The following is a 24,726-nucleotide window of genomic DNA, read 5'->3' as shown; positions in this document are numbered from 1 at the left end:
ATTAGATCATCATTATAAATTATGACGATAATGTCACTTTGTCTATGGTTCCCTCCCGAACGACACGCGGCGCGCCGGGGCCGTCAAATCGAGGGGGACTTTCATGTCGATGATATCGGCGCGCATCGAGCGCCTTCCGTTCGCACGCTTCCACAAGCATCTGCTGCTGATGGGCGGGCTCGGCTACATGTTCGACGCGATGGACGCGGCGGTGCTGGCCTTCATCCTGCCGGTGCTGCGCACCGCATGGAATCTGTCGAGCGTCCAGATCGGCGTGCTCGGCAGCAGCACCTATATCGGCTTCCTGTTCGGCGCCTTGCTGGCGGGCACGCTGGGCGACCTGATCGGCCGCCGCGCGGTGATGATGTCGGCGCTGGCGCTCTACTGCGCAGCATCGATCGTGAGTGCGATGGTCGATACCTGGCCGTCCTTCTTCGTCGCCCGCGTCGTTGCCGGCATGGGCACCGGCGCGGAGAGCGCGATCATCGCGCCCTATCTGGCTGAATTCGTGGCGCGGCGCTTCCGCGGCAGCTTTACCGGCGCGCTGGCCGGCTTCTTCTCCTTCGGTTTCGTCGCTGCCGCCTTGCTCGGTTACTTCATCGTTCCCGCCTACGAGAACGGCTGGCGCATCGTGCTGGTGATCACGGCGGTGCCGGTCGTCATGCTGTTGTGGTGGCGGAGGGCCTTGCCGGAATCGCCGCGCTGGCTCGAAACCCGGGGACGGGAGAAGGAAGCCGAAGCCGTGCTGGACAGGATCGAGGCCGGCTTTGCGCGCGAGGGCCATGTCCTGCCGCAGCCGGTCGTCGAGGCCACGGCACCCGCCGGGTCTGCCGGAACACTGCTCGCCAATTTCGCGGCGCTGCTGGCAGGCCGGCAGGCGCGCATCACCATCATGACCTGGATCATGTGGCTTGCGATCACCTTCAGCTATTATTCCTTCTTCGTCTGGATCCCAGGCCTGCTGGTCCAGAACGGCATGAGCATCACCAAGAGCTTCGCCTATTCGATCGCGATCTATTGCGCGCAGATTCCCGGCTATTTCAGCGCCGCGTATTTCAACGAGCGCATCGGCCGGCAGGCGACGATTGCGACCTACATGGTGCTCGGCGGCGCCAGCGCGCTCGGGCTCGCCTTCGCGCAGAGCGACCAGCACATCATGATGGCGGGAATCCTGCTGTCCTTCTTCATGAACGGCACCTATGCGGGCGTCTATGCCTATACCGCCGAAGTGTTTCCGACGGCGGTCAGGACCACTGGCGCCGGGCTCGCTTCCGCGATCGGCCGCATCGGTGCGATCGTCTCGCCGATCCTGGTCGGCTACCTCTATCCCAATTTCGGCTTCGCCGGCGTGTTCGGCCTGACCACCAGTGTGCTGCTGCTAGGCGCGCTCACTGTCGTGCTGATGGGCGTGCCGACGCGCGGCCGTTCGCTGGAAGAGATTGCGGCGGGTGAGGTCGCATGATGCGGACGCAACACCGCGCCGATCCCCTTCTCTGCGCCGTCGCGACCGCGCAGGGCAGGCCGGATCAGCCGGAGGCGCTGTTTGCGGCGCTCGACGAAGCCTTGAAGTCGGCGATCGGGCACAAGCTGTTCACCATCCTGACCTATGACGACGACAGCGGCGAAGCGGCGCGGGTCTATTCCAATCTCCCCGGCCCGTACCCTCCCGGCGGACGCAAGCGCCTGGCGCCAGGCCCGTGGACCGAGGCCGTTCTCGATCGCGGCGACGCCTATATCGGCCGCACGCCGGACGATCTGCGCAACGTCTTTTCCGACCACGCGCTGATCGCCTCGCTCGGCTGCGCCAGCGTGCTCAACATGCCCGTGCGCTGGCGTGGCCGCACGCTCGGCTCGCTCAACCTGCTCCACGAGGCGGAGTGGTACGGCGAGGACGACGTCGCCGCGTGTCTCCCGTTCGCCCAGCTCGCCTTGCCCGCGCTGCTCACACCGTCCTGACCAGACAGGAAATCGCCATGCCCAGCATCCTCCTCAAGAACGCCGCTCTGCTCGATCCGCTCCAGCCGGACTTGTTGGAGGGACATCATGTGCTGGTCGAGGACAATCTGATCAAGGAGGTCTCGGACCGGCCGCTATCGGCGTCCGCGGACCGGACCATCGATCTGAAGGGCAAGACGCTGATGCCCGGCCTGATCGATCTGCATGTGCATGCGGTCGCGGTCGAGCTCAATCTGGCGCAGCAGGTGCACATGCCGAACGTGCTGGTCACGCTGCGCTCGACGCTGCTGTTGCGCGGCATGCTGCGGCGAGGCTTTACCACCGTCCGCGACGCGGGCGGTGCCGGCCATGCGCTGAAGCAGGCCATCGAGACCGGCCTGACCGACGGTCCGCGGCTGTTCGTCTCCGGCCGCGCGCTCAGCCAGACCGGCGGGCACGGCGACATGCGGGCGCGCTCGGATTACCTCGCCAGCGACGCGCCCTGTCCCTGCTGCGTGCGCGTCGGCGCGCTGGCGCGCGTCGCCGACGGTGTCGACGGCGTGCGCAGGGCCGCGCGCGAGGAGCTCCAGATGGGCGCCGACCAGATCAAGATCATGGCGTCCGGCGGCGTCGCATCGCCGACCGATCCGGTCGGCGCCTTCGGCTACTCCGAGGACGAGATCCGCGCCATCGTCGAGGAGGCGCGGGGCCGCCAGACCTACGTGCTCGCCCATGCCTATACCGCGGCGGCGATCGCGCGCGCGGTCCGCTGCGGCGTGCGCACCATCGAGCACGGCAATCTCGTCGACGAGCCGACCGCGCGCCTGATGGCCGAGCAGGGCGCCTATGTGGTGCCGACGCTCGTCACCTATGAGGCGCTGGCCAACGAGGGCGCCCAGTACGGCCTGCCGCCCGAAAGCGTCGCCAAGATCGCTGACGTGCGCGATGCCGGCCTGCGCTCGCTCGAGATCTATCGCAAGGCCGGGGTAAAAATGGGTTTTGGCAGCGATCTGCTTGGACCGTCGCAACGCCTCCAGAGCGACGAGTTCCGCATCCGCGCCGAAATTCTCGGGAGCCGCGAGGTCATCGCCAGCGCGACCGTGGTCGGTGCCGAGGTGCTCGGCATGGAGGGCAAGCTTGGCCGGATCGTGCCCGAGGCTTTTGCCGACCTGCTGGTGGTCGATGGCAACCCGTTGCGTGACGTTGCGTGCCTGCTCGGTCAAGGCGAGCGCATTCCGCTGGTGATGAAGGCGGGCAAGATCCAGTTCGACAGGCTGGCCGCGTAGCGGCGCGCCGTGTCAGATGCCGCTTGATCTCCTGCTTCGGCAGGATTACTGAGCAGCTCCCAATCAGGACATTCGCAGCCATGGACATGACCCCGACCGCAAAGCCGACCTGCCTTGCTCACGGGGAACTCCATGCCTGCTTCGATCATCCTGTCACGCCTGTCATTGTCCACGCCTGACGGCCGCTCTCTCCTTTCCGACATCGACCTGACATTCGGCGCCGAGCGAACCGGCCTGGTCGGTCGCAATGGCGTTGGAAAATCCACGCTGCTCGCCTCTATCACGAGAGAGCACGTTCCTCAGTCAGGACGCGTTCTCGTCAACGGAACCGTTGGCCTGCTGCGCCAGGACGTCCAGCTCCCGGCGGACGCGACGGTGATCGACCTGTTCGGCGCGCGACGAGCGTTGGCGTTGCTTCGACGAGCGGAGCGCGGCGATGCCTCGGCCGAGGACATCGCCGACGTCGACTGGACTCTCGAAACGCGGCTCGCGTCCACGCTCGCGCGCGTGGGGTTCGATCTCGCGCCTGACACGGAGCTGTCCTGCCTGTCGGGCGGCCAGGTCACGCGGGTTCGTCTGGCCGCGCTGGTCTTCGCGCAGCCGGATTTTCTGCTGCTGGACGAGCCCACCAACAATCTCGACCGCGACGGACGCAAGGCCGTGGTCGAGCTGCTCGCCGCCTGGCGCGGCGGCGCGATCGTGGTCAGCCATGACCGGGCATTGCTCGAGACCATGGACGCCATCGTCGAGCTGACGTCGCTCGAGGCTACACGATATGGCGGCAACTGGCGCAGGTACCGCGAACAGAAAGCCGTCGAACTCAGCGCTATCAGGCACGACCTCGCGCATGCCGAAAAGCGCCTGGTCGAGATCGACGGACGGGCGCAGGAGGCAACTGAGCGGAAAGCGCGCAAGGACAGCGGCGGGAAGAAGAAGCGCGCCAAGGGCGACTTGCCGCGCATTCTGGCCGGCGCGCGCAAGGACCGCAGCGAGGATAGCGGCGGAAAGAATGCGCAGATCGCCGAAAGGCGGCGCACGGAGGCGCTTGAGGCGGTCGACGCGGCGCGCCGGCGCATCGAAATTCTTCAGCCGCTATCGGTCAAATTGCCCTCCACGCATCTGCCGGCGGGCAGGGAGGTGCTTTGGCTCGACCGGGTCAGTGCCGGCTATCAGCCGGAGCGGCCGGTCTTGCGCGATCTGTCGCTTGCCATCGTCGGGCCTGAGCGCGTTGCCGTCGTCGGGCCAAACGGCTCCGGCAAGACGACACTGCTGAAACTGATCGCAGGCGAGATGCTTGCTCTGTCGGGCACCGTGCGGGTCAAGCCCGGTTTGGCGCTGTTCGATCAGAGGGTCAGCCTGCTCGATCCCGCGATCTCCATCCTGGAGAATTTTGGGCGTCTCAATCCAAGGGCGGGTGCGAATGAGTGCCATGCCGCACTGGCGCGTTTCATGTTTCGCGCCGATGCGGCACGACAGACTGTCGGAAGCCTGAGCGGCGGGCAGCTGTTTCGTGCAGGCCTGGCTTGCGTGCTGGGCGGCTCAACGCCGCCGTCCCTGCTGATCCTGGACGAGCCGACCAATCATCTGGACATCGAGTCCATCGAAGCCGTCGAGGCGGGCCTGAGGGCCTATGACGGCGCGCTGCTCGTCGTCAGTCATGACGAGGCGTTCTTGCAGGCCATAGGGATCACGCGCCGGCTCGATCTCGCAGGTGACCTTGCGAGGCACCCTGCAAGCGACACGACGCGAATATCATGAGCCGTCTTTGCGAAATTCCTGCGCCAGCCAGTCGCTGAAGGCGCGCACGCGCGGGGTGAGCTGGCGATTCTGGGCATACATCAGCGAAACCGGCGCCGAAGGCGGCGGGCTATCCGGGAGCAAAGCGACCAGGCTTCCACGCGCGAGGTCGTCGGCAATGTGGAAACGCGGCATCTGGGCGATACCCAGGCCCAGCTGTGTCCCCACCAGATAGCTCTCCGGCCCCGTGACCGAGAATGGCGCGGGTAGCGAAAGGTCGTGCAGCTTGCCGTCGATGGCAAACCGCAACGGCTCGATGTCGCCGCTGGACAGCCGGCGCAGCCCGACCATCTGGTGGCGCGCGAGATCGTCGACCGATTTCGGCCGTCCCATGCGTTTCAGATAGGCGGGCGCGGCGCAGGTGATGCGATCGAGCACCGCGAGCCGGCGCGCGATCAGGCCGCTGTCGGCGAGCTCGCCCCAGCGCAGCGCGCAGTCGACGCCTTCGTGGACCAGATCGACCCAGCGGTCGCTTTCGCTCATCGCGATCTCGATGTCGGGATATTGCGCGAAGAACTTTGGCAGGTTCGGCATCAGGAAGTGTCGCGCCAGCGTGCCCTGCACCTCGATGCGCAGCATGCCTCTCGGCTTGGTCCCCGAAAAAGCCCCCTCGGCATCCTCGACGTCCTGGAGAATGGCAAGGCAGCGGCGGTAATAGGCCTCGCCATCAAGCGTCGGGCGGACCACTCGCGTCGTGCGCTGGAGCAGCCGCACGCCGAGCCGGTGCTCCAGCTGGTGGATCACCTGCGTCGCGCTCGAGCGCGGCAGGCCGATGTCGTTTGCGGCTTGGGTGAAGCTGCGGCGCTCGACCACCCGGGTGAACAGCCGCATCGCGTCCAGGCGGTCCATGGCTATTGTTCGCGATGTCAGAACAATGATGCCAATCTATGCCAGATTATCTTTGGCCGCGCAAAGGGCAATTTCCTCCGTGTCAGCCGCAAGGAGCGGCTCGGAACCACGGAGAACGCAAATGTCCAACGCAAACGGAAAAGTCGCAATCGTCACCGGTGGCTCGCGCGGCATTGGCGCTGCGATCGCCGAACGGCTCGCGGGCGACGGCTTTACGGTCGTCATCAACTACGCGGGCGGCGCGGCCGAGGCGGAAGCGCTGGCCGGCAAGATCGAGAAGGCCGGCGGCCGGGCCATCACCGCGCAGGCCGACGTCAGCAACCCCGCCGCGGTTGCGCGCCTGTTCGACATGGCGGACGCCGCTTTCGGTGGTGTCGACGTCCTCGTCAACAATGCCGGCATCATGCGGCTCGCCGCGATCGCCGAGGCCGACGACGCCCTGTTCGACAGCCAGATGGCGATCAACCTGAAGGGCACCTTCAACACGCTGCGTGAGGCCGCGCGCCGGCTGCGCACTGGCGGCCGCATCGTCAACCTGTCCTCGAGCCAGACCGCAATGCTGTCCCCGAGCTATGGCCTCTATGCCGCGACCAAGGCGGCGGTCGAAGCCATGACGCATGTGCTCTCCAAGGAGCTGCGCGGCCGCAACATCACCGTGAATGCCGTAGCGCCGGGACCGACTGCAACAAAGCTGTTTCTCGACGGCAAGACCAAACAGGTGATCGACCACCTCACCAAGCTGGCGCCGCTGGAGCGGCTCGGCCAGCCCACGGACGTCGCTGCCGCAGTCTCGTTCCTCGCCGGTCCCGATGGCGCATGGATCAACGGCCAGGTGCTGCGCACCAATGGCGGGATCATCTGATCCCGCCACACCAGACATCAGCTACGACATCAAAGGAGATATCCCATGACCAAGATTGTTCTGATCACCGGCGCATCCAGCGGCTTTGGCCGCCTCACGGCTGAAGCCTTGGCCAAGGCGGGCCACACCATCTACGGCTCGATGCGCCAGACGAAATCCCGCAACGCAGCCGTCGTGGAGCAGATGGCGGCATTTTCGCGCGACAACAGTGCCGATCTTCGCGCGCTGGAGCTCGACGTGCAATCGCAGGACTCGGTCGATGCCGCGGTCGCGCAAGTGATCGCGGAAGCGGGGAGGATCGACGTCCTGATCCACAATGCCGGCCACATGGTGTTCGGCCCGGCGGAGGCGTTCACGCCGGAGCAATATGCCGAACTCTACGACGTCAACGTGCTGAGCACGCAGCGCGTCAACCGCGCGGTGCTGCCGCATATGCGCCGTCAGAAGCAAGGCCTGCTGGTCTGGATCTCCTCGTCCAGTTCCGCCGGCGGAACGCCGCCCTTTCTCGCGCCTTACTTTGCGGCCAAGGCGGCGATGGATTCGATCGCCGTGCAATATGCCCGCGAGCTGTCGCGCTGGGGCATCGAGACCTCGATCATCGTGCCCGGCGCCTTCACCTCCGGCACCAATCATTTTGCCCATTCGGGCCGTCCCGCCGATGCAGCGCGCGCCGCGGAATACGAGGCCGGTCCGTATCAGGGCTTTGGCGAGCAGGTGCAGAAGGCGTTTGCGGCGATCGTGCCTGAAGATGCCAACGTCGACCTCGTAGCCGAGGCGGTCGTGAATGTCGTCGGCGCACCGTTCGGGAAGCGGCCGTTCCGCGTCCACATCGATCCCACGGAAGACGGCGCCGATGTCGGCTTCACCGTGCTCGACCGCGTCCGCGCCGAGATGCTGCACCGGGTGGGCCTCAGCGATCTCCTGAAGCCCAAAAAGCTGGCCTGACGCGTCAGCCCGCCGCGAGAATTTTCAAAAACCCGACGCCCTGCCCCCAGCGCGTCGGGTGGAATGAATGAGTATCAATCCGTGATCCCAACGCGATTGTTGTGACGCGTGCCGCACCAATTGACCACTCCGGGAAACTACCGCGTCGGAACCGGACTGCGCCGAACTTACGCGCGGCTTATGAAGACGCGCCGCCGCCCGGCTCCAGCGCCTCGCCCATCTCCAGCGGATGGGCCATGGTCTCGTGCAGCGCGTCGCGGTCGAGCTCGCCTTCGGAGATGCTGATGACGACGCAGGCGACGCCGTTGCCGATCAGATTGGTCAGCGCGCGGCATTCGCTCATGAACTTGTCGATGCCGACCAGGATCGCGATCGACTGGATCGGGATATCAGGCACGATCGAGAGCGTGGCGGCGAGCGTGATGAAGCCGGCGCCGGTCACCCCCGAGGCGCCCTTCGAGGTGATCATGGCGATGCCCAAGACGCCGAGCTCCTGCCAGATGGTCAGATGGGTGTTGGTCGCCTGCGCCAGGAACAGCGTCGCCAGCGTCATGTAGATGTTGGTGCCGTCGAGATTGAAGCTGTAGCCGGTCGGGATGACGAGGCCGACCACCGAGCGCGAGGCGCCGAGATGCTCCATCTTCTGGATCATCTGCGGCAGCACCGTCTCCGACGACGAGGTGCCGAGCACGATCAAAAGCTCGTCCTTGATGTAGGCGATGAAACGCAGGATCGAGAAGCCGGCGAGCCGCGCGATCGAGCCCAGCACGATCAGCACGAACAGCATGCTGGTCAGGTAGAACGTGCCGATCAGCGCGGCGAGGTTGAGCAGCGAGCCGAGGCCGTAGGCGCCGACCGTGAATGCCATCGCGCCGAAGGCCCCGACGGGCGCGACACGCACGATGATGCGGATGATGCCGAAGAACATCTTCGCGGCCTTGTCGACGGCGTCGGCGATCGGCTCGCCGGCCTTGCCGAGGAAGGCGATGGCAAAGCCCGACAGGATCGAGATCAGGAGCACCTGGAGCAAATCGCCGCGCGCGATCGCGCCGAGATAGCTGTCGGGGATGATCGCCATCAGATGGGCGACGATGCCTTGCTCCTTGGCCTGTGTGACGTAGGTCGCCACCGACTTCGGATCGATCGTCGCGGGATCGATGTTGAAGCCGTGCCCGGGCTGGAGCACCTCGCCGACCAGCAGGCCGACCGCGAGCGCAACGGTGGAGACCGTCTCGAAATAGATCAGCGACTTCAGGCCGACCCGGCCGACGCGCTTGAGGTCGCCCATCGACGAGATGCCGTGCACCACGGTGCAGAAGATCACCGGCGCGATCATCATCTTGATCAGCGCGATGAAGCCGTCGCCGAGCGGCTTCAGTTCCTTGCCGAGATCGGGATAGAAATAGCCGATGAGCACGCCGAGCGCGATCGCGATCAGGACCTGGATGTAGAGGATCTTGTACCAGGGCTGATGCCGCCGGTGGACGGCTGGCTGGATCGCAATCTGTGTCATAATGTAGGCCCCGGAACGTATTGATCTTGCACGATTTGCATCATGTGACGGGCGCCGCAGAAGCGACAATCACATTTTTGTCTGTTCGCACGAAGATCGATCGCTGCACCGCAATGGGGGGAACATGTCGACGGCAACGGGCTCAGAAGAGCAAGCACGAGGCTATTTTCCGGATTGGAAACTGAAGACCTCCGGCGTGATCATGCCCGAGGAGCGGTTGCCGCTGGGCCAGACCATCGTCGCCGGACTCCAGCACGGCGTCGCGATGTCGGGCGGCACCATCATCGCGCCGCTGCTGATGGGGTTCGATCCGAATGTTGCGGTGCTGTTCTCCGGCATCGGCACGCTGATCTTCTTCGTGGCCGTGGCGGGACGCGTGCCGAGCTATCTCGGCTCGAGCTTCGCCTTCATCGCCGTGGTCATCGCCGCGACCGGCTATGCCGGGCACGGGCCCAACCCGAACCTGCCGATCGCACTCGGCGGCATCATCGGCGCGGGCGTGCTGTACGGCCTGATCGCGCTGATCGTGATGTGGTCGGGCGTCAGTTGGATCGAGCGATTGATGCCGCCAATCGTCACCGGCGCCGTGGTCGCGGCCATCGGCCTCAACCTGGCGCCGGTCGCCGTCAAATCGGTGAGCGCAAGTCCATTCGATACCTGGATCGGGCTGTTGACCGTGCTGATCATCGGCGTGGTCGCCGTGGCGGCGCCGGGGCTCTGGCGGCGCCTGCCGATCATCCTGGGCGCGATCGGCGGATATCTCCTGTATTGGCTCTGCGCCAACGGCCTTGGCTTGGGCAAGCCGATCGACTTCACCCAGCTCTCGGCCGCGCCATGGGTCGGCCTGCCGAGCTTCACCGCGCCCAGCTTCCAGGCCGATGCGATCGTCCTGATCGCGCCGGTCGCGATCATCCTCGTCGCGGAGAATCTCGGTCACATCAAGGCCATCGGCGCGATGACGGGACGGAGCCTCGACGGCTTTCTCGGTCGCGCGCTGCTCGGCGACAGTCTCGCGACCATCGTGTCGGCTTGCGGCGGCGGCACCGGTGTCACCACCTACGCCGAGAACATCGGCGTCATGGCGGCGACGAAGGTCTATTCCACGCTGCTGTTTGCCTTCGCAGCCACAGTATCGATCCTGCTCGGCTTCTCGCCGAAATTCGGCGCGCTGATCCTGTCGATCCCCGGACCCGTCATTGGCGGCCTCTCGATCGTGCTGTTCGGGTTGATCGCCGCGATGGCAGGCCGGATCTGGGTCGAGAACAAGGTGGACTTCGCGAACCCCGCAAACCTGATCACCGTCGCCGTGGCGCTCACCGCCGGCGCCGGCGACCTCACCCTCAAATTCGGCGCGTTCACGATTGGCGGGATCGGCACCGCCACCTTCGGCGCCATCATCCTCTACCAGATCCTGACCTCGCCGCTGGCGCGCCGCGCGGAATGAATCCCAGGGATGCGCCGAGGGGATGGAACAAAACCCGCCTTCCGTCGATGATGAGGCACTCCGGAGAAAAACCATGCCACAAACCGCTCGCTCGACCCAGTTTCCTTCGCGCCTTATCGGGCGATATGTGCTGGTGACCGGTGCCTCCCAGGGCATTGGCCGTGCCGTCGCCATCCGGCTCGCCCAGGAAGGGGCGACGGTTGGCATCAATTATTTCGGTCATCCCGAGCAGGCCGAGGAGACGCTCGTGCTCGCGCGGACCGCGTCGAGCGACCGCGGCCACGGCAAGCTCGATCATGTCGTCGTGCAAGCCGACGTCGGGGTCGAGAAGGAGATCGCATCGATGTTCGAGATGGTCCTGGCCCGCTGGGGGCGTCTCGACTGTCTCGTCAACAATGCCGGCTTCCAGCGGGAATCGCCGAGCGATGCGCTCGACGTCGAAACCTATCGCCGCATCATCGATGTCAATCTCAACGGCGCCGTGCTCTGCGCACAGAAGGCGCTGGCGCATTTCGTCGCGCGCGGCGGAGGCGGCAGCATCATCAACTGCTCGAGCGTGCACCAGATCATTCCGAAGCCTGGCTATCTCGCTTATTCGATCAGCAAGGGCGGCATGGCCAATCTCACGCGCACGCTGGCGCTTGAATTCGCCAGCCGCGGCATCCGCGTCAATGCGGTAGGTCCCGGTGCGATCGACACGCCGATCAATGCGGCATGGACCGGCGATCCCGACAAGCGCGCCAACGTCGCAAGCCATATCCCGCTCGGACGCGTCGGGACGCCGGACGAGATCGCCGCGGTGTTCGCCTTCCTCGCCTCGGATGATGCGAGCTACATCACCGGGCAGACCATCTACGCCTGTGGAGGCCTGACGCTGTTTCCCGAGTTTCGCGAGAACTGGGCGAGCTAGAACGTGGACTTATGGAGGTGTCGCCGACTCAGGCATGTCCGGGCGGACTGTTTCAAAAGTCTGCTGCGACCAGGTCGTAAGACCCTCTGCTGCCGCGGACATACTTCCTGGCCGCGGCGGCACATATCAAGTCGCGGTTGGAATCGAACGCGTTGAGAAAGCTCGATTCGCTCGAATGAGCGCCGGGTTGGATATGTTCCAATGCGCCTTCATTTATGAAAAATGAGGCCTCAATGGCACTGTCGTGTCCCCAAAAATGCACGGCACGCCGCGTCCGGTCATATGAGCGGCTGTGATTTGGAAAATCAATCATGGTTCGAGCCGATCGAGTTGCGTGGCGACATTCGGCTTGCGTAGGTCAGGAACACGGACGCTTCGTCGAGACGCTGACAAGATCCAGCGTCGGAAAATTCTGCGGCGAAGGCAGAAGCGGTGGAGCGATCCGGTCAGGCTTCTCTCAGATGATGATTGGGCAACCGGTTTACAACCCGGTTCGACGCCGATCGTGACAAATAGTTTTTGCCCGGCCTCGCTATTCGGCAGAAGATGACTATATCCAACCATCACCGCGCGCCCCTCGGCTGTTATCGGTGACTGAGAGCATTGCGCTCCCGCCGCGACCAAGAGGCGGTCAATATGTCGGGTTTCCCCGGATCCAGCTTTCGCGAGTGGCTCGTACCCCCGGTGTTGCTGCCGATCTTCTTCGTGCTGCTGATCGCCGTTTCGATGCTCGTTCAATGGTAGTCGGGTTCGGTGCGCCTTCGGATCATTCACGACTCCGGTGCATCAGCATGATGCGTCGCGTGAAGCCTGTGGTCTTGGCGTTGAGCGTTCCGCCGAAATCAGGTCCGGCAGAAACCCAGGTGAGATAGTCGCCAATGCTCGAGATCGATCTCCGCACAGGCCAGCGCCCCGGCAGCACGGAATCGCACGAGGATGCTCTTGCGGCGGAGAATGTCAGCCTGCGGCTGCTCCTGGCGCAGGCCGAGATCAATACGCGGAGTCTGCTTGCCAGGGCGGGCATCGACGCCAAGGCGCGCGAGACGTCCGACAAGCTGCAGCAACTGATCCTTGAAGAGCTGCACCACCGCATCAAGAACACGCTTGCGATCGTCTCCGCCATCGTCTCCCAGAGCCTGCGCAACGTGCAGGGCGTCGAGCAGGCGCAGCAGGCCATCGAGGGCCGGCTGCTGGCACTCGGCCGGGCACATGATCTCCTTGTGCAGGCGAGCTGGTCGAGCGCCGGTCTCGGCGCGGTCGTGCGCAGCGCGGTCAGACCTTTCGACGACCCCGATCAGTCGAAATTCTCGATCTCGGGGCCCGATGTCCAGACGAATTCGGCCGCCGTCATCGCCATCGCGATGACGCTCAATGAGCTTTGCACGAACACAACGAAATATGGCGCCCTTTCGGTCCCGAAGGGGCGCGTCGACCTCGCCTGGACTATCGATCCGCAGACGCAACGCTTGCACCTGACCTGGACTGAAAAGGACGGTCCGCTGGTCCAGCCACCCGCAAAGCGCAGCTTCGGAACCAGGTTGATCGAGACGCTTGGCCGGCAACTCCGGGGCAACGTGCAATTGAGCTACGCGTCCACGGGTTTCGTATACATGTTCGACGCGCCATCGGCTTCTCTCAGTGTCCCGACGGCGTAGCCGGCGTGTGGCAGCGTGAGCGGATCGGTTTCTGCGGTCTGAGGGGCCTCGTTGGAATGCGCGAAAGAGCTGCAGCAAGGGAGCCCTGATGTTCAAATTTCTACAATATCGTGCAAAGGCGGCCGCATATGGCGAACTGGCCAGGAGTTCGCCCGGCAAGGATGACACCCGCAGATTCGAGAAACTACAGGACAGCCTTGCGTCTCGCGCCGATAACGAGCAGGTCCTCGCGGACAATTACGTGGAGGCAGTGAACACCGCGCAGTCGGAACGATCGCGCGGATCGACCCTTGCAATCGAGGAGGAACGTGTTTTGCGCTGTCTCGGCGCGGCCATCATCATGCAATGGAATACGTTGCCGACGACGCTGCAGCGGGAGATCTTCGACACCGCCGGGTCGGTCGGAACACTGCTGGAGACAGCGGCGCTCCGCGGGCAGATCGCCCGATTTCTGCACAAGCACAAGCATGACGTCGGTCCCAACAAGATCTGACGGGTGTCGTGCTTGGGGGCAGGGCAAGCCCGTGCGTGAGCCTTGGCTGCCGGCATTTTTGCACTGACACTCTTCTCATGCCGACCAACTGGCGGCCGGCCGCTCGAAGTCCGCTATCAATTTCACCAGTTCGCTCTGCCGTGCGGCCGTGATCTGGCAAAAACCGGCGGCGCAGACTACATCTGCGCCATGGCAAACCATCCGCTCCAGGATTTCGTCGCCCGGCACGAAAATCTGTTCGTGCTCACCGGGGCCGGCTGCAGCACGAATTCCGGCATTCCCGATTATCGCGACAGCCACGGCAACTGGAAGCGGACCCAGCCGGTCAATTTCCAGGCCTTCATGTCGGAGGAGCACACGCGCCGGCGCTACTGGGCGCGTAGCCTGATCGGATGGCGGCGGTTCGGCCAGGCCCGCCCGAACGCTGCCCATCATGCGCTGGCCCGTCTCGAGGCGAGCGGGCGGTGCGGCATGCTGCTGACCCAGAACGTCGACCGGCTGCACCAATCCGCCGGCCATCGGCAGGTGATCGACCTGCACGGCCGGCTCGATCTGGTCCGCTGCATGGGCTGCGGGGCGAAGACGCCGCGCAACGAATTCCAGGATACGCTTGGCCGCGCCAATGCAGAATGGCTCGCGCTCGATGCCGCGGATGCGCCCGACGGTGACGCCGATCTCGATCACGCGGATTTTTCGTCGTTCAATGTGCCATCTTGCGAATCCTGCGGCGGCATCCTCAAGCCCGACGTCGTGTTCTTCGGCGAGAACGTCCCGCGCGAAATCGTCGCGACCGCGCAGGACCATCTGTCGCAGGCCGACGCCATGCTGGTCGTCGGCTCCTCGCTGATGGTCTATTCCGGCTTCCGCTTCGTGCAGACGGCCGCGCGCCGGGAAATTCCCATCGCGGCGGTCAATCTCGGACGCACCCGCGCCGACGATCTCCTCACGCTCAAGGTCGAGGAGCGCTGCGAAGCGGCGCTTGCATTCCTGCTCTGATCGCGTGCGAGGCGAACACGCCTTGCGTATTGCATGGGTGCCAAGCAGAATAGCCGGGCGCGGCGTTGCCGGCATGCCTGATGGCACGGAAATYGCTGCGTTTTTGTCCCCAGTCTTGACGATCAGCCGGAGAATTTTGGAATGCTTGAGGGAGCCGAGGTGCGGCTTGCCGTCGATATCGGTGGCACGTTCACCGACATCGTTCTGGACATGGGCGAGGTGCGCAAGACGCGCAAGGTGCTGACGACGCCGCAGCGGCCGGAACAGGCGGTGCTGGATGGAATGCGTCTCATTCTGGCCGATGCGCGTGCCCATATCAGCGATATCGACGTCTTCATTCACGGCACCACGCTCGCGACCAACGCCATCATCGAGCGGCGTGGCGCGAAGACGGCGCTGGTCGCGACCGAGGGCTTTCGCGACGTGCTCGATATCGGCACCGAGAGCCGCTACGACCAATACGATCTCACCATCGACAAGCCGAGGCCGCTGGCGCCGCGATCCCTGCGTTTCACCGTGCCCGAGCGCATCGACGCGCACGGCGCCGTCCGTCTCCCGCTCGACGAAGCAGCGGTGCGCGCACTCGCGCCGAAATTGCGCGCGCTGAATGTCGAGAGCGTCGCGATCGCCTTCCTGCACTCCTACGCCAATCCCGAGCATGAGCGGCGTACCGCGGCGATCCTCGGCGAGGAAATGCCCGGCGTTTCGGTTACGATTTCGTCGGCGGTGTGTCCGGAGATCCGCGAATATGAGCGCACCTCCACCGCGGTCGCCAACGCCTATGTGCAACCCCTGATCGACGGCTATCTCGCGCGCATGGCCGAGGCGTTGCTGGTCGAGCAGTTTCGCGGCGCGATCTATCTCGTGACCTCCGGCGGCGGCGTCACCTCGATCGAGACGGCGCGGCGCTTTCCGGTGCGCCTGGTCGAATCCGGGCCGGCCGGCGGCGCGATCTTCGCGGCACAGATCGCCGCGCGCCTCGGTGAGAGCAAGGTGCTGTCCTTCGACATGGGCGGCACCACCGCCAAGATCTGCCTGATCGAGAAATACCAGCCTGAGACCTCGCGCGTGTTCGAGGTCGATCGCGCTGCGCGCTTCCTCAAGGGCTCGGGCCTGCCGGTACGCATTCCCGTGATCGAGATGGTCGAGATCGGCGCCGGCGGCGGTTCGATCGCCCATGTCGACGCGATGAAGCGCGTCACCGTCGGTCCCGAGAGCGCCTCGTCCGAGCCCGGGCCTGCCTGTTACGGCCGCGGCGGCCTGCGCCCGGCCGTGACGGATGCCGATGTCGCGCTCGGCATGATCGATCCCGACGCCTTTGCGGGTGGCACGATCAAGCTCAGCCCGGAGCTGTCGAAACAGGCGCTGCTGCGTGCCGTCGGCGAGCCGCTGGGTCTATCGGCGGAAACCGCGGCCTATGCCGTGCACGAGGTCGTTTGCGAGAACATGGCGAGCGCGGCGCGCGTGCATGCGGTCGAGCGCGGCGCCGTGGTCGGCCAGCACACGCTGATCGCCTTCGGTGGCGCCGCGCCGCTGCACGCAGCGCGCGTTGCCGAGAAGATCGGCGTCTCCCGGGTGATCGTGCCGTCGAACGCCGGTGTCGGCTCGGCCGTCGGCTTCCTCGCGGCCCCGATCGCGTATGAGCTGGTGCGCAGCCGTCACGTCCGGCTCGACGATTTCGACACCGAGGCGGTCTCCGATCTCCTGCAGGAGATGGCGACCGAGGCGCGCGCGCTGGTCGAACCGGGTGCCGCCGGTGCCCCGGTGCGCGAGCGCCGCGCCGCTTTCATGCGCTATGTCGGCCAGGGCCATGAGATCTCGGTCGAGCTGCCGAACCGGCGGCTGACGACGGACGATCTTGCCGGCCTGCGCCAACAGTTCGAGGCCGACTATGCCGGGATGTTCGAGCGGTCAATCCCGGGCGCCGCGATCGAGGTGTTGAGCTGGTCGGTGCTCGCGACCACCGAGGCGCGCAATCCGCCGCGCGTTGCCGACGTGACGCGCAAGCCCGCCGGCAAGGCGTCCGGCAGCCGCAAGTTCTTCGACGGCCGCGCCGGGGAAGTGATCGAGATCCCGCTCTACCGCCGCGAGGACATGGCGCCGGGGGCGACCATTGCGGGCCCTGCGGTGATCGCCGAGGACGAAACCTCGACCTTCGTCTCCACCAGTTTTGACGCCCATATCGACGGTGCCGGCAGCATCGTCATGGAACGGAAGGCGGCCTGACCATGAGCAAGCCAAGTGGCGCGAGCCTGATCGACCTCCAGATCATGTGGCACCGGCTGATCGCCGTGGTCGAGGAGCAGGCGCAGGTGCTGTTGCGCACCGCGTTCAGCCCGATCGTGCGCGAATGCGGGGACCTCTCGGCCGGCGTGTTCGACCTCAGGGGACGGATGCTGGCGCAGGCGGTGACGGGCACGCCCGGCCACGTCAACTCGATGGCGGAATCGGTCAAGCACTTCATCGCCCGCTTCCCGATCGAGACGATGAAGGAGGGCGACGCCTACATCACCAACGATCCCTGGATGGGCACCGGCCATCTCAACGACTTCGTCGTCACCACGCCGTGCTTCAAGGACGGCAAGCCGGTGGCGCTGTTCTCCTGCACCAGCCATCTGATGGACATCGGCGGCATCGGCTTCGGACCCGACGCCACCGACGTGTTCATGGAGGGGCTCTACATCCCCATGCTGAAGCTGATCGACCAGGGCGTCGTCAACGAGACGCTGATGGCGATGATCCGCACCAACACGAGGCTGCCGATCGACACCGAGGGTGACACCTATTCGCTGGCCGGCTGCAACGACGTCGGCTGCGAGCGCCTGGTCGAGATGATGACCGAGTTCGGCATCGACACGCTCGACGAGCTCGGCGACTACGTCTGCGACCGCTCCCGCGAGGCGGTGCTCGCCGAGATCGCGAAACTGCCGAAGGGAAGCTGGCGCAACACCATGGTCGTCGACGGCTATGACGCGCCGGTCACGCTGGCCGCGACGCTGACGATCTCGGAGACCGGCATCCATGTCGATTTCGACGGCACCTCGGCCGCCTCGAAGTTCGGTATCAACGTGCCGCTGTCCTACACCACGGCCTACACCGTGTTCGGCCTCGGCTGCGTCGTCGCCTCGCAGATTCCGAACAATGCCGGCTCGCTCTCGCCGTTGACGGTGTCGGCGCCTGCGGGCGCGATCCTCAATGCGCCGAAGCCCGCGCCGGTGGCGTCGCGCCATATCATCGGCCAGATGCTGCCCGACGTCGTGTTCGGCTGCCTGCGCCAGATCATTCCCGAGGACGTGCCGGCCGAAGGCACCTCCTGCCTGTGGAATCTCAACGTGCGCGGACAGACCCGCTCGGGTGCCGGCGGCAATTACGGATTCTCGATGGCGGTGACCAGCAATGGCGGCACCGGCGCGCGGTTCGGCAAGGACGGGTTGTCGGCGACCGCCTATCCCAGCGGCGTGCGCGGCACCCCGGTCGAGATCGCGGAGACGCAGACGCCGCTGATCTTCTGGCGCAAGGAGCTGCGCCCGGATTCCGGCGGGGCAGGGCGCACCCGCGGCGGCCTCGGCCAGATCATCGAGGTCGGCAGCGGCGTCGATGCGCCGTTCGACATTCTGGCGGCGTTCGACCGCATCGACCATCCGCCGCGCGGCCGCGACGGCGGCCGTGACGGCGAGGCCGGCTATGTCGGTCTCAAATCCGGAAAGAAGCTGCGCGGCAAGGGCTTTCAGCAGGTGCCGCCGGACGACCGGCTGGTGGTGCTGACGCCGGGCGGCGCCGGCATCGGCGATCCCGGGGAACGCGCGCGGTCGGCCGTCAACGATGACGTCGAGAGCGGGCTGGTGTCTTCGGACAATGCAGTTGCGGTTTATGGGCGTGCGCGGTGACGAGAAGGATACCGCGCGTCGATATCAGTAGAACGGAGGGGCGAATGATCACGCGACGGAGCTTCACCGCGGGGGCAGCGACGCTGCTCGCCGCCGGCCACATCTCGACCCGCGCGCGAGCGGCGACGGTGAGCTGGGACATGTCGACGGTCTGGCCCGACGGCAATTTCCACACCCAGAACGCCTTTGCCTTCGCCGAAGAAGTGAAGAAGCAGAGCGGCGGCACGGTCGCGATCACCGTGAAGGCCGGCGGCCAGCTCGGCTTCAAGGGACCCGAGCACTTACGCGCCGTGCGCGACGGCCTGGTGCCGCTCGCCGACGTCCTCAACATCCAGCAGGTCGGCGACGAGCCTTTCATGGGCGTCGAGAGCATCCCCTTCCTGTGCAGCTCGATGGACGAATTGAAGCTGCTGCACAAATATGTGCGGCCCGAATACGAGACGGTCGCCGCGCGCAACAACCAGAAGATCCTCTACATCGTGCCCTGGCCGACGCAATATCTGCACCTCAAGGTGAAGGTCGCCGATGTCGACGGGCTGAAGAACATCAAGATCCGCGTGCCCGACAAGAACGCCGTCGACATGCTGGCCGTGGTCGGCATGGCGCCGGTGATGATCCCCTGGGGCGAGACGATTCCCGCGTTGGCCTCCGGCGCAGTCTCCGGCGTCTCGACCTCGGCGGTGTCGGGCGTCGACGGCAAGTTCTGGGAGTTCCTGAAATTCATCTACCCGACCAATCACGTCTGGTCGTCGCAGATGCTCACCGTCAATCTCGATTCGTGGAAGGCGCTCTCTGGCGATCAACAGCAGCTCGTCTCCGGCATCGCCGCGAAGATGGAGCCCGGTTTCTGGGCGAACTCGCTCAAGGCCGACGTCGACAGCCTCAATCGGCTGAAGGAGGGCGGCATGGAGGTGGTGCCGGTCTCGGATGCGATGATGACCGACATTCGCGGCAAGACCGCGCCGCAGCTCGACGCTTTCCTCAAGCGCGTGCCGGCGGCCGACAAGCCGGTGCGGGCCTATCTCGCCGAAATGAAGCGCTGAGGTCGGGCCGTGGTCAGCGTTTCGCCCGCAGCTCCGCAAAGTCTCAACGCAGCGGCGCCGGCGCCGCTGCGGATTCTGCTCGACGGCATCGACCGGCTCGGCCGGCTCGATGGCTGGATCGGCGGCGGCTGCCTGCTGACGCTGACGCTGTTGATGCTGTGCGAGGTCGCAACCCGCTTCCTCTCGAACTTCCTGCCGTTCTTTCCGCCGACGATCTCGATCGCCTGGGAATATTCCTCCTATCTGATGGCGGCGTCCTTCACCTTCGGCGCTGCGATGACGCTGCGCGTCGGCGGCCACATCCGCGTCGTGCTGCTGTTGAAGAACGTGCCGCCTCCGGTGCAGCGCGCGATCGAGATCCTCTCGGCGGCCGCCGGCYTCGCCTTCATGGCCTTCCTGACTTACGCCATGGCAAAATTCGCCTGGGGCGCGTTCGCCCGCGGCCAGCTGTCGACCTCGAGCGACACCCCGCTGTGGTTTCCGCAGGCCGTCGTCACCTTCGGCATGCTGCTGCTCACCCTTCAGTTCCTTGCGCGCGCGATCCAGGCCACGCTCGGCCTGCCGCTGGAGGATCACCGCATGAAGGCCTCTCCCGTCGAATGACCGCGCTCGCGCCCGCTACCGGATACAGGATTCCATGACCATCGAAGTCGTCGCCTTGTTCGTGATCCTGTTTGCGCTCCTGGCGGGAGGCTTGTGGATCGGCCTGACGCTCGCGCTCACCGCGACGCTGCTGCTCGCGATGTTCCGCTCGATCCCGCTCGACAAGCTGTTGCCGCAATACGCCTGGAAYATCCTGACGACGCAGGAGTTGCTGGCGCTGCCGCTGTTCATCCTGATGGGCGAGCTTTTGTTTCGCACGCGGCTGTCGCGCTCGCTGTTCCAGGGGCTCGCGCCCTGGGCCGGTCTGCTGCCGGGCCGGCTGCTGCATGTGAACGTGATCGGCTGCACCATCTTCGCGGCGATCTCGGGCTCGTCGGCTGCGACCACGCAGGTGATCGGCCGGATGTCGCTCAACGAGCTGTTGCGCCGCGGCTATTCACGCGACATCGCGATCGGCTCGCTCGCCGGCGCCGGCACGCTCGGCTTCCTGATCCCGCCGTCCAACATCATGATCATCTACGGCGTGCTCGGCGACGTTTCCATTCTCAAGCTCTTTACGGCGGGCGTGCTGCCCGGCCTACTGCTCGCCGCCACCTTCATGGGCTGGGTGATGCTGCACACGACCCTCAAGCCCGCGATGGTGCCGGAGACGGAGGCAAAGCTGTCGCAGGTGCCGTGGGGCGAACGCTTTGCCGCACTGAAAGACCTCGCACCGGCGCTGTTCCTGATCGCCTGCGTGCTGGGCTCGATGTATGGCGGGCTGGCGACGCCGTCCGAGGCCGCAGCCGTCGGCGTGCTCGGCGCTGGCCTGGTCGCCTGGGCGCAAGGCTCGATGTCGCAGCAGGTGATGCGCGACGTGCTGATCGGCTCGGTCGTAACCTGCTCGATGATTGCGCTGATCGTGCTCGGCGCCTCGATCCTCGGCAATGCGGCCGCCTTCCTCGGCATCCCGCAGGCGGTTGCCGCCTTCGTCAAGGGCCTCGGCCTGTCGCCCTTCATGCTGATCGTCGTGTTGATCATCTTCTATCTGGTCCTCGGCTGCTTCCTCGACGGCTTCTCGATGATCGTGATGACGCTGCCGATCGTGCTGCCGATCGTGAAGGGCGCGGGCTTCGACGAGATCTGGTTCGGCATCTTTCTCGTGCTCGCCGTCGAGATGGCGCAAATCACCCCGCCGGTCGGCTTCAACCTGTTCGTCATCCAGGGCCTGACCGACGACGGCCTCGGCTACATCGCGCGCGTCACGTTGCCCTATCTCGTCATCATGGTCGGCTTCGTGCTGCTGCTGACGCTCTGGCCCGGCATCGTCACCATCMTGCCAAGGGTGCTGTACGGGTAATTGGTCGTTGGCGACGCCCCTTCGACATCCTGACGCGCCGAACGGTAAGCGTAACTGACGTTTTCAGTTCGCGCCGCGCGTCAAATTCGCGCCGGGCGCGCATTCCATCTTTGCGCTCCCTCGCATCCGGCGTACGCTATGAGAGCGAGCAGGAGTGCAACAGCAACCAATCCAGTGAATGTAGCTCCTTTTGGCGATGTCCGCCGAGAGAGATCGAGAACTGTTGGCAGCTCATATGCGATGGAGAGGAACCGACACATAGCGAGCTGCTGACATCCCTCGCGGCGACGTTTGTAAGATGCAAATTCGACAAACAATAAAAGCGGGAGGAACGGATGAAGAGGCGGTGGAGTAATTCTGGTCTAGCTCTTGTTGCCGGCGCGACATTGATCGCGACGTCAGCGTTGGCCCAAACCGTGGATACTGCGCGGATCGAGGGTGCCGGTCAGAACGATTGGCTGACTTATCACGGTTCATACAAGTCCTATCATTACAGCCCGCTCGCGCAGATCAATGCGAGCAATGTCGGCAATCTGGGCGTTGCCTGGATCCATATTCCCGGACGCTCGACCCGTGGCCTGCAATCGATGCCGCTCGCGGCTGATGGCATGCTTTACTACACGGGTTCCTACAGCCGGGTTTTTGCGCTCAACGGCGCGACGGGCGAGGTGATCTGGACCCATTTTCCGGAACTGGACGAGGTGCTGATCGCCCGCCAGACCCATTCTCCCTACAATCGCGGCGTGGCGCTCGGCGAGGGCAAGGTCTTCGTCGGCACCATGGATGGCAGGCTGCTTGGCCTGGACATGAAGTCGGGGAAGGTCCTCTGGGAAACCAGGCTGATCGACTCGCAGAAGCTCACGGTCGGTTTCACCGGTGCGCCGCTTTACGCGAAGGGGACGGTGATCATCGGCGCGCAAGGCGGTGAATGGCCGGGCCGCGGCCCGATCTTCGCCGTGGATGCCACCACTGGAAAGAAGAAGTGGGAGTTCCTGACGGTTGCAGGCACCGACGAGGCCATGAAGACGTGGGGAAACGATTCCTGGCGCACGGGCGGGGGCGGCGGCTGGATGCCGGGCACCTACGATTCCGAGACCAACACCATCCTGTGGGGCACCGCGAATCCGGCGCCGCTCTACGATTGGTCGGGCGCCGATTACAAGACGCAAGGTGCGCGTCCCGGCGACAATCTCTATACGAGTTCAGTGATCGGTCTCGACATCGATACCGGCAAGCTGAAATTCTATCATCAGGAATTGCCGCACGACGCTTGGGACTTCGACAGCGCCGTCGGCGAGTTCGTGATGCTGGAGCGCGACGGCCAGAAATACGTGGTTCATCCGAACAAGGGCGGCTTCGTCTTCGTCTACGACCGCAATCTCGGCGTGAAGAACGTCTGGCGGCTGGTTGAGAACATCAATTTCGTCAAGGATATCGACCCCAAGACCGGCGCCCTGATCGGTCGTCGCGACTTCACCGCGGGGAAGGTCACCGAACCGCCGCTGTGCCCATTYATCGGCGGCGGCATCAGTTGGAACGCCGGATCATACAGCCCGAAGACGGGCCTCTACTACAAGATCGGCCAGGAATGGTGCATGACGCTCGACGTCCAGAAGACGACGCCGGTCACCGCGCCCCAGGTCCAGCTCAACATCGGCGCCGATTTCAAGATGGCTCCGCCTCCGGGCGGCGAGATCTATGGACATCTCGACGCGCGCGATCCCATCACCGGGGCCAAGAAGTGGGAGGTTCGCTATCCCGAGCCGCCGCTTGGGAGTGTGCTGTCGACCGCGGGCAATCTCGTGTTCGTGCCGGACTCCCGCGGCATCCTCCATGCCTACGATGCTGAAACCGGGGCCGAGCTGTGGAATCACAACAACGGCACCGGCCATCAGGGCGGCATCGTCAGCTATTCCGTCAACGGCAAACAGTACGTTGCCGTCGCCGCAGGCTTTGGCGGCATGCTGGCGGACGAGTACGCGCCAAACTTCGGCGGCGTCTACAAGAGCATGCCGCGTGACGACGGCGCGCTTGTCGTCTTCAGCCTGAAATAGGTCATCGCAGATTGCCGGGGAGCAGGCGCAAGCTTGCTCCCCGTGCATTGAGGTTGCGGGCGTGCTTCAGGATATGGAGCTCATTACCTTGAAATTGCGTTTGAAGAAGTCCGCCGCGCTGCTATCGGCGGTGCTGGGCGCCTCGTTGCTCTCTGCCGCACCGGTTCGAGCGCAGTCTGCCACCCCTGCACCCGACAACGGGACATTCGACGTCGAGCAGTTGTTCGCGGGGACCTGCGGCTTTTGTCACTCCGCCGGCGGCCGGGCCGCCGGCAAGGGACCGCAGCTGATGAATTCGCCGCGCGACGACGAGTTTCTGCACAGCCGCATCAAGAACGGCAAGTCGGGTGCGATGCCGGCCTTCGGCGGGGCCTTCACCGACGCGCAGATCGACCAGATCGTGAAATATATCCGCGCCTTGAAGCCGCGCGAGGGATGAATCGCCAAGGCCCCGATCCGTCGATACGAGGACGCGGAATGAAGACAGTTCTCCCGCTTTTGGTCGGCGCCGTCATCGGACTGTCCGGTCCGGCGCAGGCGCGAACCCTGGACGCGATCCGTTCGTCCGGCGCGCTCGGATTATGCGCCCATCCCAACTCGCTTCCCTTCGCGAGCAAGGCCGGCGATCCTCCCGGCTTTCAGATTGAATTGGGCCAGACGCTGGCACGCGAGCTCGGCGTGTCGCTGCGGCTCGACTGGATCATCACCCAGTACCAGATGCGGAGCGCCGGCTGTGACATTCTTCTCGATGTCATCGCCGACCGCGAGGCGCAAGGCGAAACCCGTTTGAGGATCTCAAAACCGTATTATCGCACGGGCGTCGCGCTCGCCGTGCCGTCATCCAGCACGCTGGCCTCGTTCCAGGGCCTCAACGCGCAGACCAAGGTGGGGGTGCAGGTCGGATCCGTCGCAGCCATGATCATCGGTCAACGGCACGTGCCTATGTCGACCTTCGGCTTCGAGAGCGACAGCCTCGACGCCCTGTCAAATCATGAGATCGATGCCGCTGCGGTCACGCCCACGGCGGCGAGTTATTTCAATCTGACGCATCCGGACAAGGCGCTCCGCATCCTGGATCGCGACGAGAGCGTGGCCGACCTCAACTGGAACGTCGC

Annotated in this window: 22 protein-coding genes; 19 read left to right on the top strand and 3 right to left on the bottom strand. The window is 65.0% G+C overall.

Annotated elements, in window-relative coordinates:
* The first annotated feature begins 103 nt into the window (after nt 1–103).
* The 4 genes from ACXJL8_RS00425 (at nt 104) to ACXJL8_RS00410 (ending at nt 4,979) form a co-directional block, all read left to right on the top strand.
* Entirely contained in the window at nt 104–1,462 is a 1,359-nt protein-coding gene (locus ACXJL8_RS00425) for an MFS transporter (RefSeq protein ID WP_456620662.1), read from the top strand.
* Nucleotides 1,459–1,956 (top strand): GAF domain-containing protein, encoded by a 498-nt coding sequence (locus ACXJL8_RS00420; protein WP_456620661.1) that lies wholly within the window; start codon nt 1,459–1,461, stop codon nt 1,954–1,956. The genes ACXJL8_RS00425 and ACXJL8_RS00420 overlap by 4 nt, the downstream gene beginning before the upstream one ends.
* Before the next feature lie 17 nt (nt 1,957–1,973).
* Complete coding sequence (locus tag ACXJL8_RS00415) at nt 1,974–3,221, top strand: amidohydrolase family protein (protein WP_456620660.1); 1,248 nt, start codon at nt 1,974–1,976, stop codon at nt 3,219–3,221.
* Nucleotides 3,222–3,353: 132 nt separating this feature from the next.
* The gene (locus ACXJL8_RS00410; RefSeq protein WP_456620659.1) at nt 3,354–4,979 is read left to right on the top strand and encodes an ABC-F family ATP-binding cassette domain-containing protein; all 1,626 of its coding nucleotides are present in this window, start codon (nt 3,354–3,356) and stop codon (nt 4,977–4,979) included.
* On the opposite strand, the gene ACXJL8_RS00405 is transcribed toward ACXJL8_RS00410, so the two are convergent.
* Nucleotides 4,974–5,867 carry a LysR family transcriptional regulator gene (locus ACXJL8_RS00405; RefSeq protein WP_456620658.1) on the bottom strand — a complete coding sequence of 298 codons (894 nt, stop codon included), beginning with the start codon at nt 5,865–5,867 and terminating at the stop codon, nt 4,974–4,976. The two genes, ACXJL8_RS00410 and ACXJL8_RS00405, sit on opposite strands and share 6 nt — an antisense overlap.
* A 121-nt stretch (nt 5,868–5,988) precedes the next feature.
* Here ACXJL8_RS00405 and ACXJL8_RS00400 point away from each other — a divergent pair, with 121 nt between their 5' ends.
* Nucleotides 5,989–6,729 carry an SDR family oxidoreductase gene (locus ACXJL8_RS00400; protein ID WP_456620657.1) on the top strand — a complete coding sequence of 247 codons (741 nt, stop codon included), beginning with the start codon at nt 5,989–5,991 and terminating at the stop codon, nt 6,727–6,729.
* 45 nt (nt 6,730–6,774) lie between these two features.
* On the top strand, nt 6,775–7,674 hold the full coding sequence (locus tag ACXJL8_RS00395; RefSeq protein WP_456620656.1) for an SDR family oxidoreductase: 900 nt from the start codon (nt 6,775–6,777) through the stop codon (nt 7,672–7,674).
* A gap of 178 nt (nt 7,675–7,852) precedes the next feature.
* On the opposite strand, the gene ACXJL8_RS00390 is transcribed toward ACXJL8_RS00395, so the two are convergent.
* Nucleotides 7,853–9,187 carry a dicarboxylate/amino acid:cation symporter gene (locus ACXJL8_RS00390; RefSeq protein ID WP_456684461.1) on the bottom strand — a complete coding sequence of 445 codons (1,335 nt, stop codon included), beginning with the start codon at nt 9,185–9,187 and terminating at the stop codon, nt 7,853–7,855.
* A gap of 124 nt (nt 9,188–9,311) precedes the next feature.
* Here ACXJL8_RS00390 and ACXJL8_RS00385 point away from each other — a divergent pair, with 124 nt between their 5' ends.
* On the top strand, nt 9,312–10,631 hold the full coding sequence (locus tag ACXJL8_RS00385) for a solute carrier family 23 protein (protein ID WP_456620654.1): 1,320 nt from the start codon (nt 9,312–9,314) through the stop codon (nt 10,629–10,631).
* 73 nt (nt 10,632–10,704) lie between these two features.
* Nucleotides 10,705–11,541, top strand: coding sequence for an SDR family oxidoreductase (locus ACXJL8_RS00380; RefSeq protein WP_456620653.1), 837 nt, complete (start codon nt 10,705–10,707; stop codon nt 11,539–11,541).
* 52 nt (nt 11,542–11,593) lie between these two features.
* On the opposite strand, the gene ACXJL8_RS00375 is transcribed toward ACXJL8_RS00380, so the two are convergent.
* On the bottom strand, nt 11,594–11,854 hold the full coding sequence (locus tag ACXJL8_RS00375) for a DUF1488 domain-containing protein (protein ID WP_456620652.1): 261 nt from the start codon (nt 11,852–11,854) through the stop codon (nt 11,594–11,596).
* A 565-nt stretch (nt 11,855–12,419) separates the two neighbouring features.
* On the opposite strand from ACXJL8_RS00375, the gene ACXJL8_RS00370 reads away from it, so the two are divergent.
* The 11 genes from ACXJL8_RS00370 to ACXJL8_RS00320 form a co-directional block, all read left to right on the top strand.
* Nucleotides 12,420–13,196 (top strand): sensor histidine kinase, encoded by a 777-nt coding sequence (locus ACXJL8_RS00370; protein WP_456620651.1) that lies wholly within the window; start codon nt 12,420–12,422, stop codon nt 13,194–13,196.
* An 88-nt stretch (nt 13,197–13,284) separates the two neighbouring features.
* Nucleotides 13,285–13,689 (top strand): hypothetical protein, encoded by a 405-nt coding sequence (locus ACXJL8_RS00365; protein ID WP_456620650.1) that lies wholly within the window; start codon nt 13,285–13,287, stop codon nt 13,687–13,689.
* A 189-nt stretch (nt 13,690–13,878) separates the two neighbouring features.
* The gene (locus tag ACXJL8_RS00360) at nt 13,879–14,685 is read left to right on the top strand and encodes an NAD-dependent protein deacetylase (protein ID WP_456620649.1); all 807 of its coding nucleotides are present in this window, start codon (nt 13,879–13,881) and stop codon (nt 14,683–14,685) included.
* A 141-nt stretch (nt 14,686–14,826) separates the two neighbouring features.
* Nucleotides 14,827–16,911 (top strand): hydantoinase/oxoprolinase family protein, encoded by a 2,085-nt coding sequence (locus tag ACXJL8_RS00355; RefSeq protein ID WP_456620648.1) that lies wholly within the window; start codon nt 14,827–14,829, stop codon nt 16,909–16,911.
* A gap of 2 nt (nt 16,912–16,913) precedes the next feature.
* Entirely contained in the window at nt 16,914–18,572 is a 1,659-nt protein-coding gene (locus tag ACXJL8_RS00350; RefSeq protein WP_456620647.1) for a hydantoinase B/oxoprolinase family protein, read from the top strand.
* Nucleotides 18,573–18,616: 44 nt separating this feature from the next.
* Nucleotides 18,617–19,615, top strand: a complete 999-nt coding sequence (locus ACXJL8_RS00345) for a TRAP transporter substrate-binding protein (RefSeq protein WP_456620646.1) — start codon at nt 18,617–18,619, stop codon at nt 19,613–19,615.
* A 9-nt stretch (nt 19,616–19,624) separates the two neighbouring features.
* On the top strand, nt 19,625–20,218 hold the full coding sequence (locus tag ACXJL8_RS00340) for a TRAP transporter small permease subunit (RefSeq protein WP_456684460.1): 594 nt from the start codon (nt 19,625–19,627) through the stop codon (nt 20,216–20,218).
* 34 nt (nt 20,219–20,252) lie between these two features.
* Nucleotides 20,253–21,557, top strand: coding sequence for a TRAP transporter large permease (locus tag ACXJL8_RS00335; protein ID WP_456684459.1), 1,305 nt, complete (start codon nt 20,253–20,255; stop codon nt 21,555–21,557).
* A gap of 335 nt (nt 21,558–21,892) precedes the next feature.
* Entirely contained in the window at nt 21,893–23,611 is a 1,719-nt protein-coding gene (locus tag ACXJL8_RS00330) for an outer membrane protein assembly factor BamB family protein (RefSeq protein WP_456620643.1), read from the top strand.
* Nucleotides 23,612–23,699: 88 nt separating this feature from the next.
* The gene (locus ACXJL8_RS00325) at nt 23,700–24,050 is read left to right on the top strand and encodes a c-type cytochrome (RefSeq protein ID WP_456620642.1); all 351 of its coding nucleotides are present in this window, start codon (nt 23,700–23,702) and stop codon (nt 24,048–24,050) included.
* A gap of 38 nt (nt 24,051–24,088) precedes the next feature.
* The coding region (locus ACXJL8_RS00320; protein WP_456684458.1) for a substrate-binding periplasmic protein at nt 24,089–24,726 on the top strand (638 nt) is incomplete at its 3' end.

The sequence above is a fragment of the Bradyrhizobium sp. P5_C11_2 genome (assembly GCF_054049755.1).
The sequence above is the reverse complement of the archived record's forward strand: the minus strand, read 5'-3'. Positions and strand labels throughout refer to the sequence as shown.

Excerpts from the sequence above, each read along its gene's own strand:
- ACXJL8_RS00425 (WP_456620662.1), top strand. The coding sequence starts at position 104 with ATGTCGATGATATCGGCGCGCATCGAGCGCCTTCCGTTCGCACGCTTC.
- ACXJL8_RS00420 (WP_456620661.1), top strand. The coding sequence starts at position 1,459 with ATGATGCGGACGCAACACCGCGCCGATCCCCTTCTCTGCGCCGTCGCG.
- ACXJL8_RS00415 (WP_456620660.1), top strand. The coding sequence starts at position 1,974 with ATGCCCAGCATCCTCCTCAAGAACGCCGCTCTGCTCGATCCGCTCCAG.
- ACXJL8_RS00410 (WP_456620659.1), top strand. The coding sequence starts at position 3,354 with ATGCCTGCTTCGATCATCCTGTCACGCCTGTCATTGTCCACGCCTGAC.
- ACXJL8_RS00405 (WP_456620658.1), bottom strand. The coding sequence starts at position 5,867 with ATGGACCGCCTGGACGCGATGCGGCTGTTCACCCGGGTGGTCGAGCGC.
- ACXJL8_RS00400 (WP_456620657.1), top strand. The coding sequence starts at position 5,989 with ATGTCCAACGCAAACGGAAAAGTCGCAATCGTCACCGGTGGCTCGCGC.
- ACXJL8_RS00395 (WP_456620656.1), top strand. The coding sequence starts at position 6,775 with ATGACCAAGATTGTTCTGATCACCGGCGCATCCAGCGGCTTTGGCCGC.
- ACXJL8_RS00390 (WP_456684461.1), bottom strand. The coding sequence starts at position 9,187 with ATGACACAGATTGCGATCCAGCCAGCCGTCCACCGGCGGCATCAGCCC.
- ACXJL8_RS00385 (WP_456620654.1), top strand. The coding sequence starts at position 9,312 with ATGTCGACGGCAACGGGCTCAGAAGAGCAAGCACGAGGCTATTTTCCG.
- ACXJL8_RS00380 (WP_456620653.1), top strand. The coding sequence starts at position 10,705 with ATGCCACAAACCGCTCGCTCGACCCAGTTTCCTTCGCGCCTTATCGGG.
- ACXJL8_RS00375 (WP_456620652.1), bottom strand. The coding sequence starts at position 11,854 with ATGATTGATTTTCCAAATCACAGCCGCTCATATGACCGGACGCGGCGT.
- ACXJL8_RS00370 (WP_456620651.1), top strand. The coding sequence starts at position 12,420 with ATGCTCGAGATCGATCTCCGCACAGGCCAGCGCCCCGGCAGCACGGAA.
- ACXJL8_RS00365 (WP_456620650.1), top strand. The coding sequence starts at position 13,285 with ATGTTCAAATTTCTACAATATCGTGCAAAGGCGGCCGCATATGGCGAA.
- ACXJL8_RS00360 (WP_456620649.1), top strand. The coding sequence starts at position 13,879 with ATGGCAAACCATCCGCTCCAGGATTTCGTCGCCCGGCACGAAAATCTG.
- ACXJL8_RS00355 (WP_456620648.1), top strand. The coding sequence starts at position 14,827 with ATGCTTGAGGGAGCCGAGGTGCGGCTTGCCGTCGATATCGGTGGCACG.
- ACXJL8_RS00350 (WP_456620647.1), top strand. The coding sequence starts at position 16,914 with ATGAGCAAGCCAAGTGGCGCGAGCCTGATCGACCTCCAGATCATGTGG.
- ACXJL8_RS00345 (WP_456620646.1), top strand. The coding sequence starts at position 18,617 with ATGATCACGCGACGGAGCTTCACCGCGGGGGCAGCGACGCTGCTCGCC.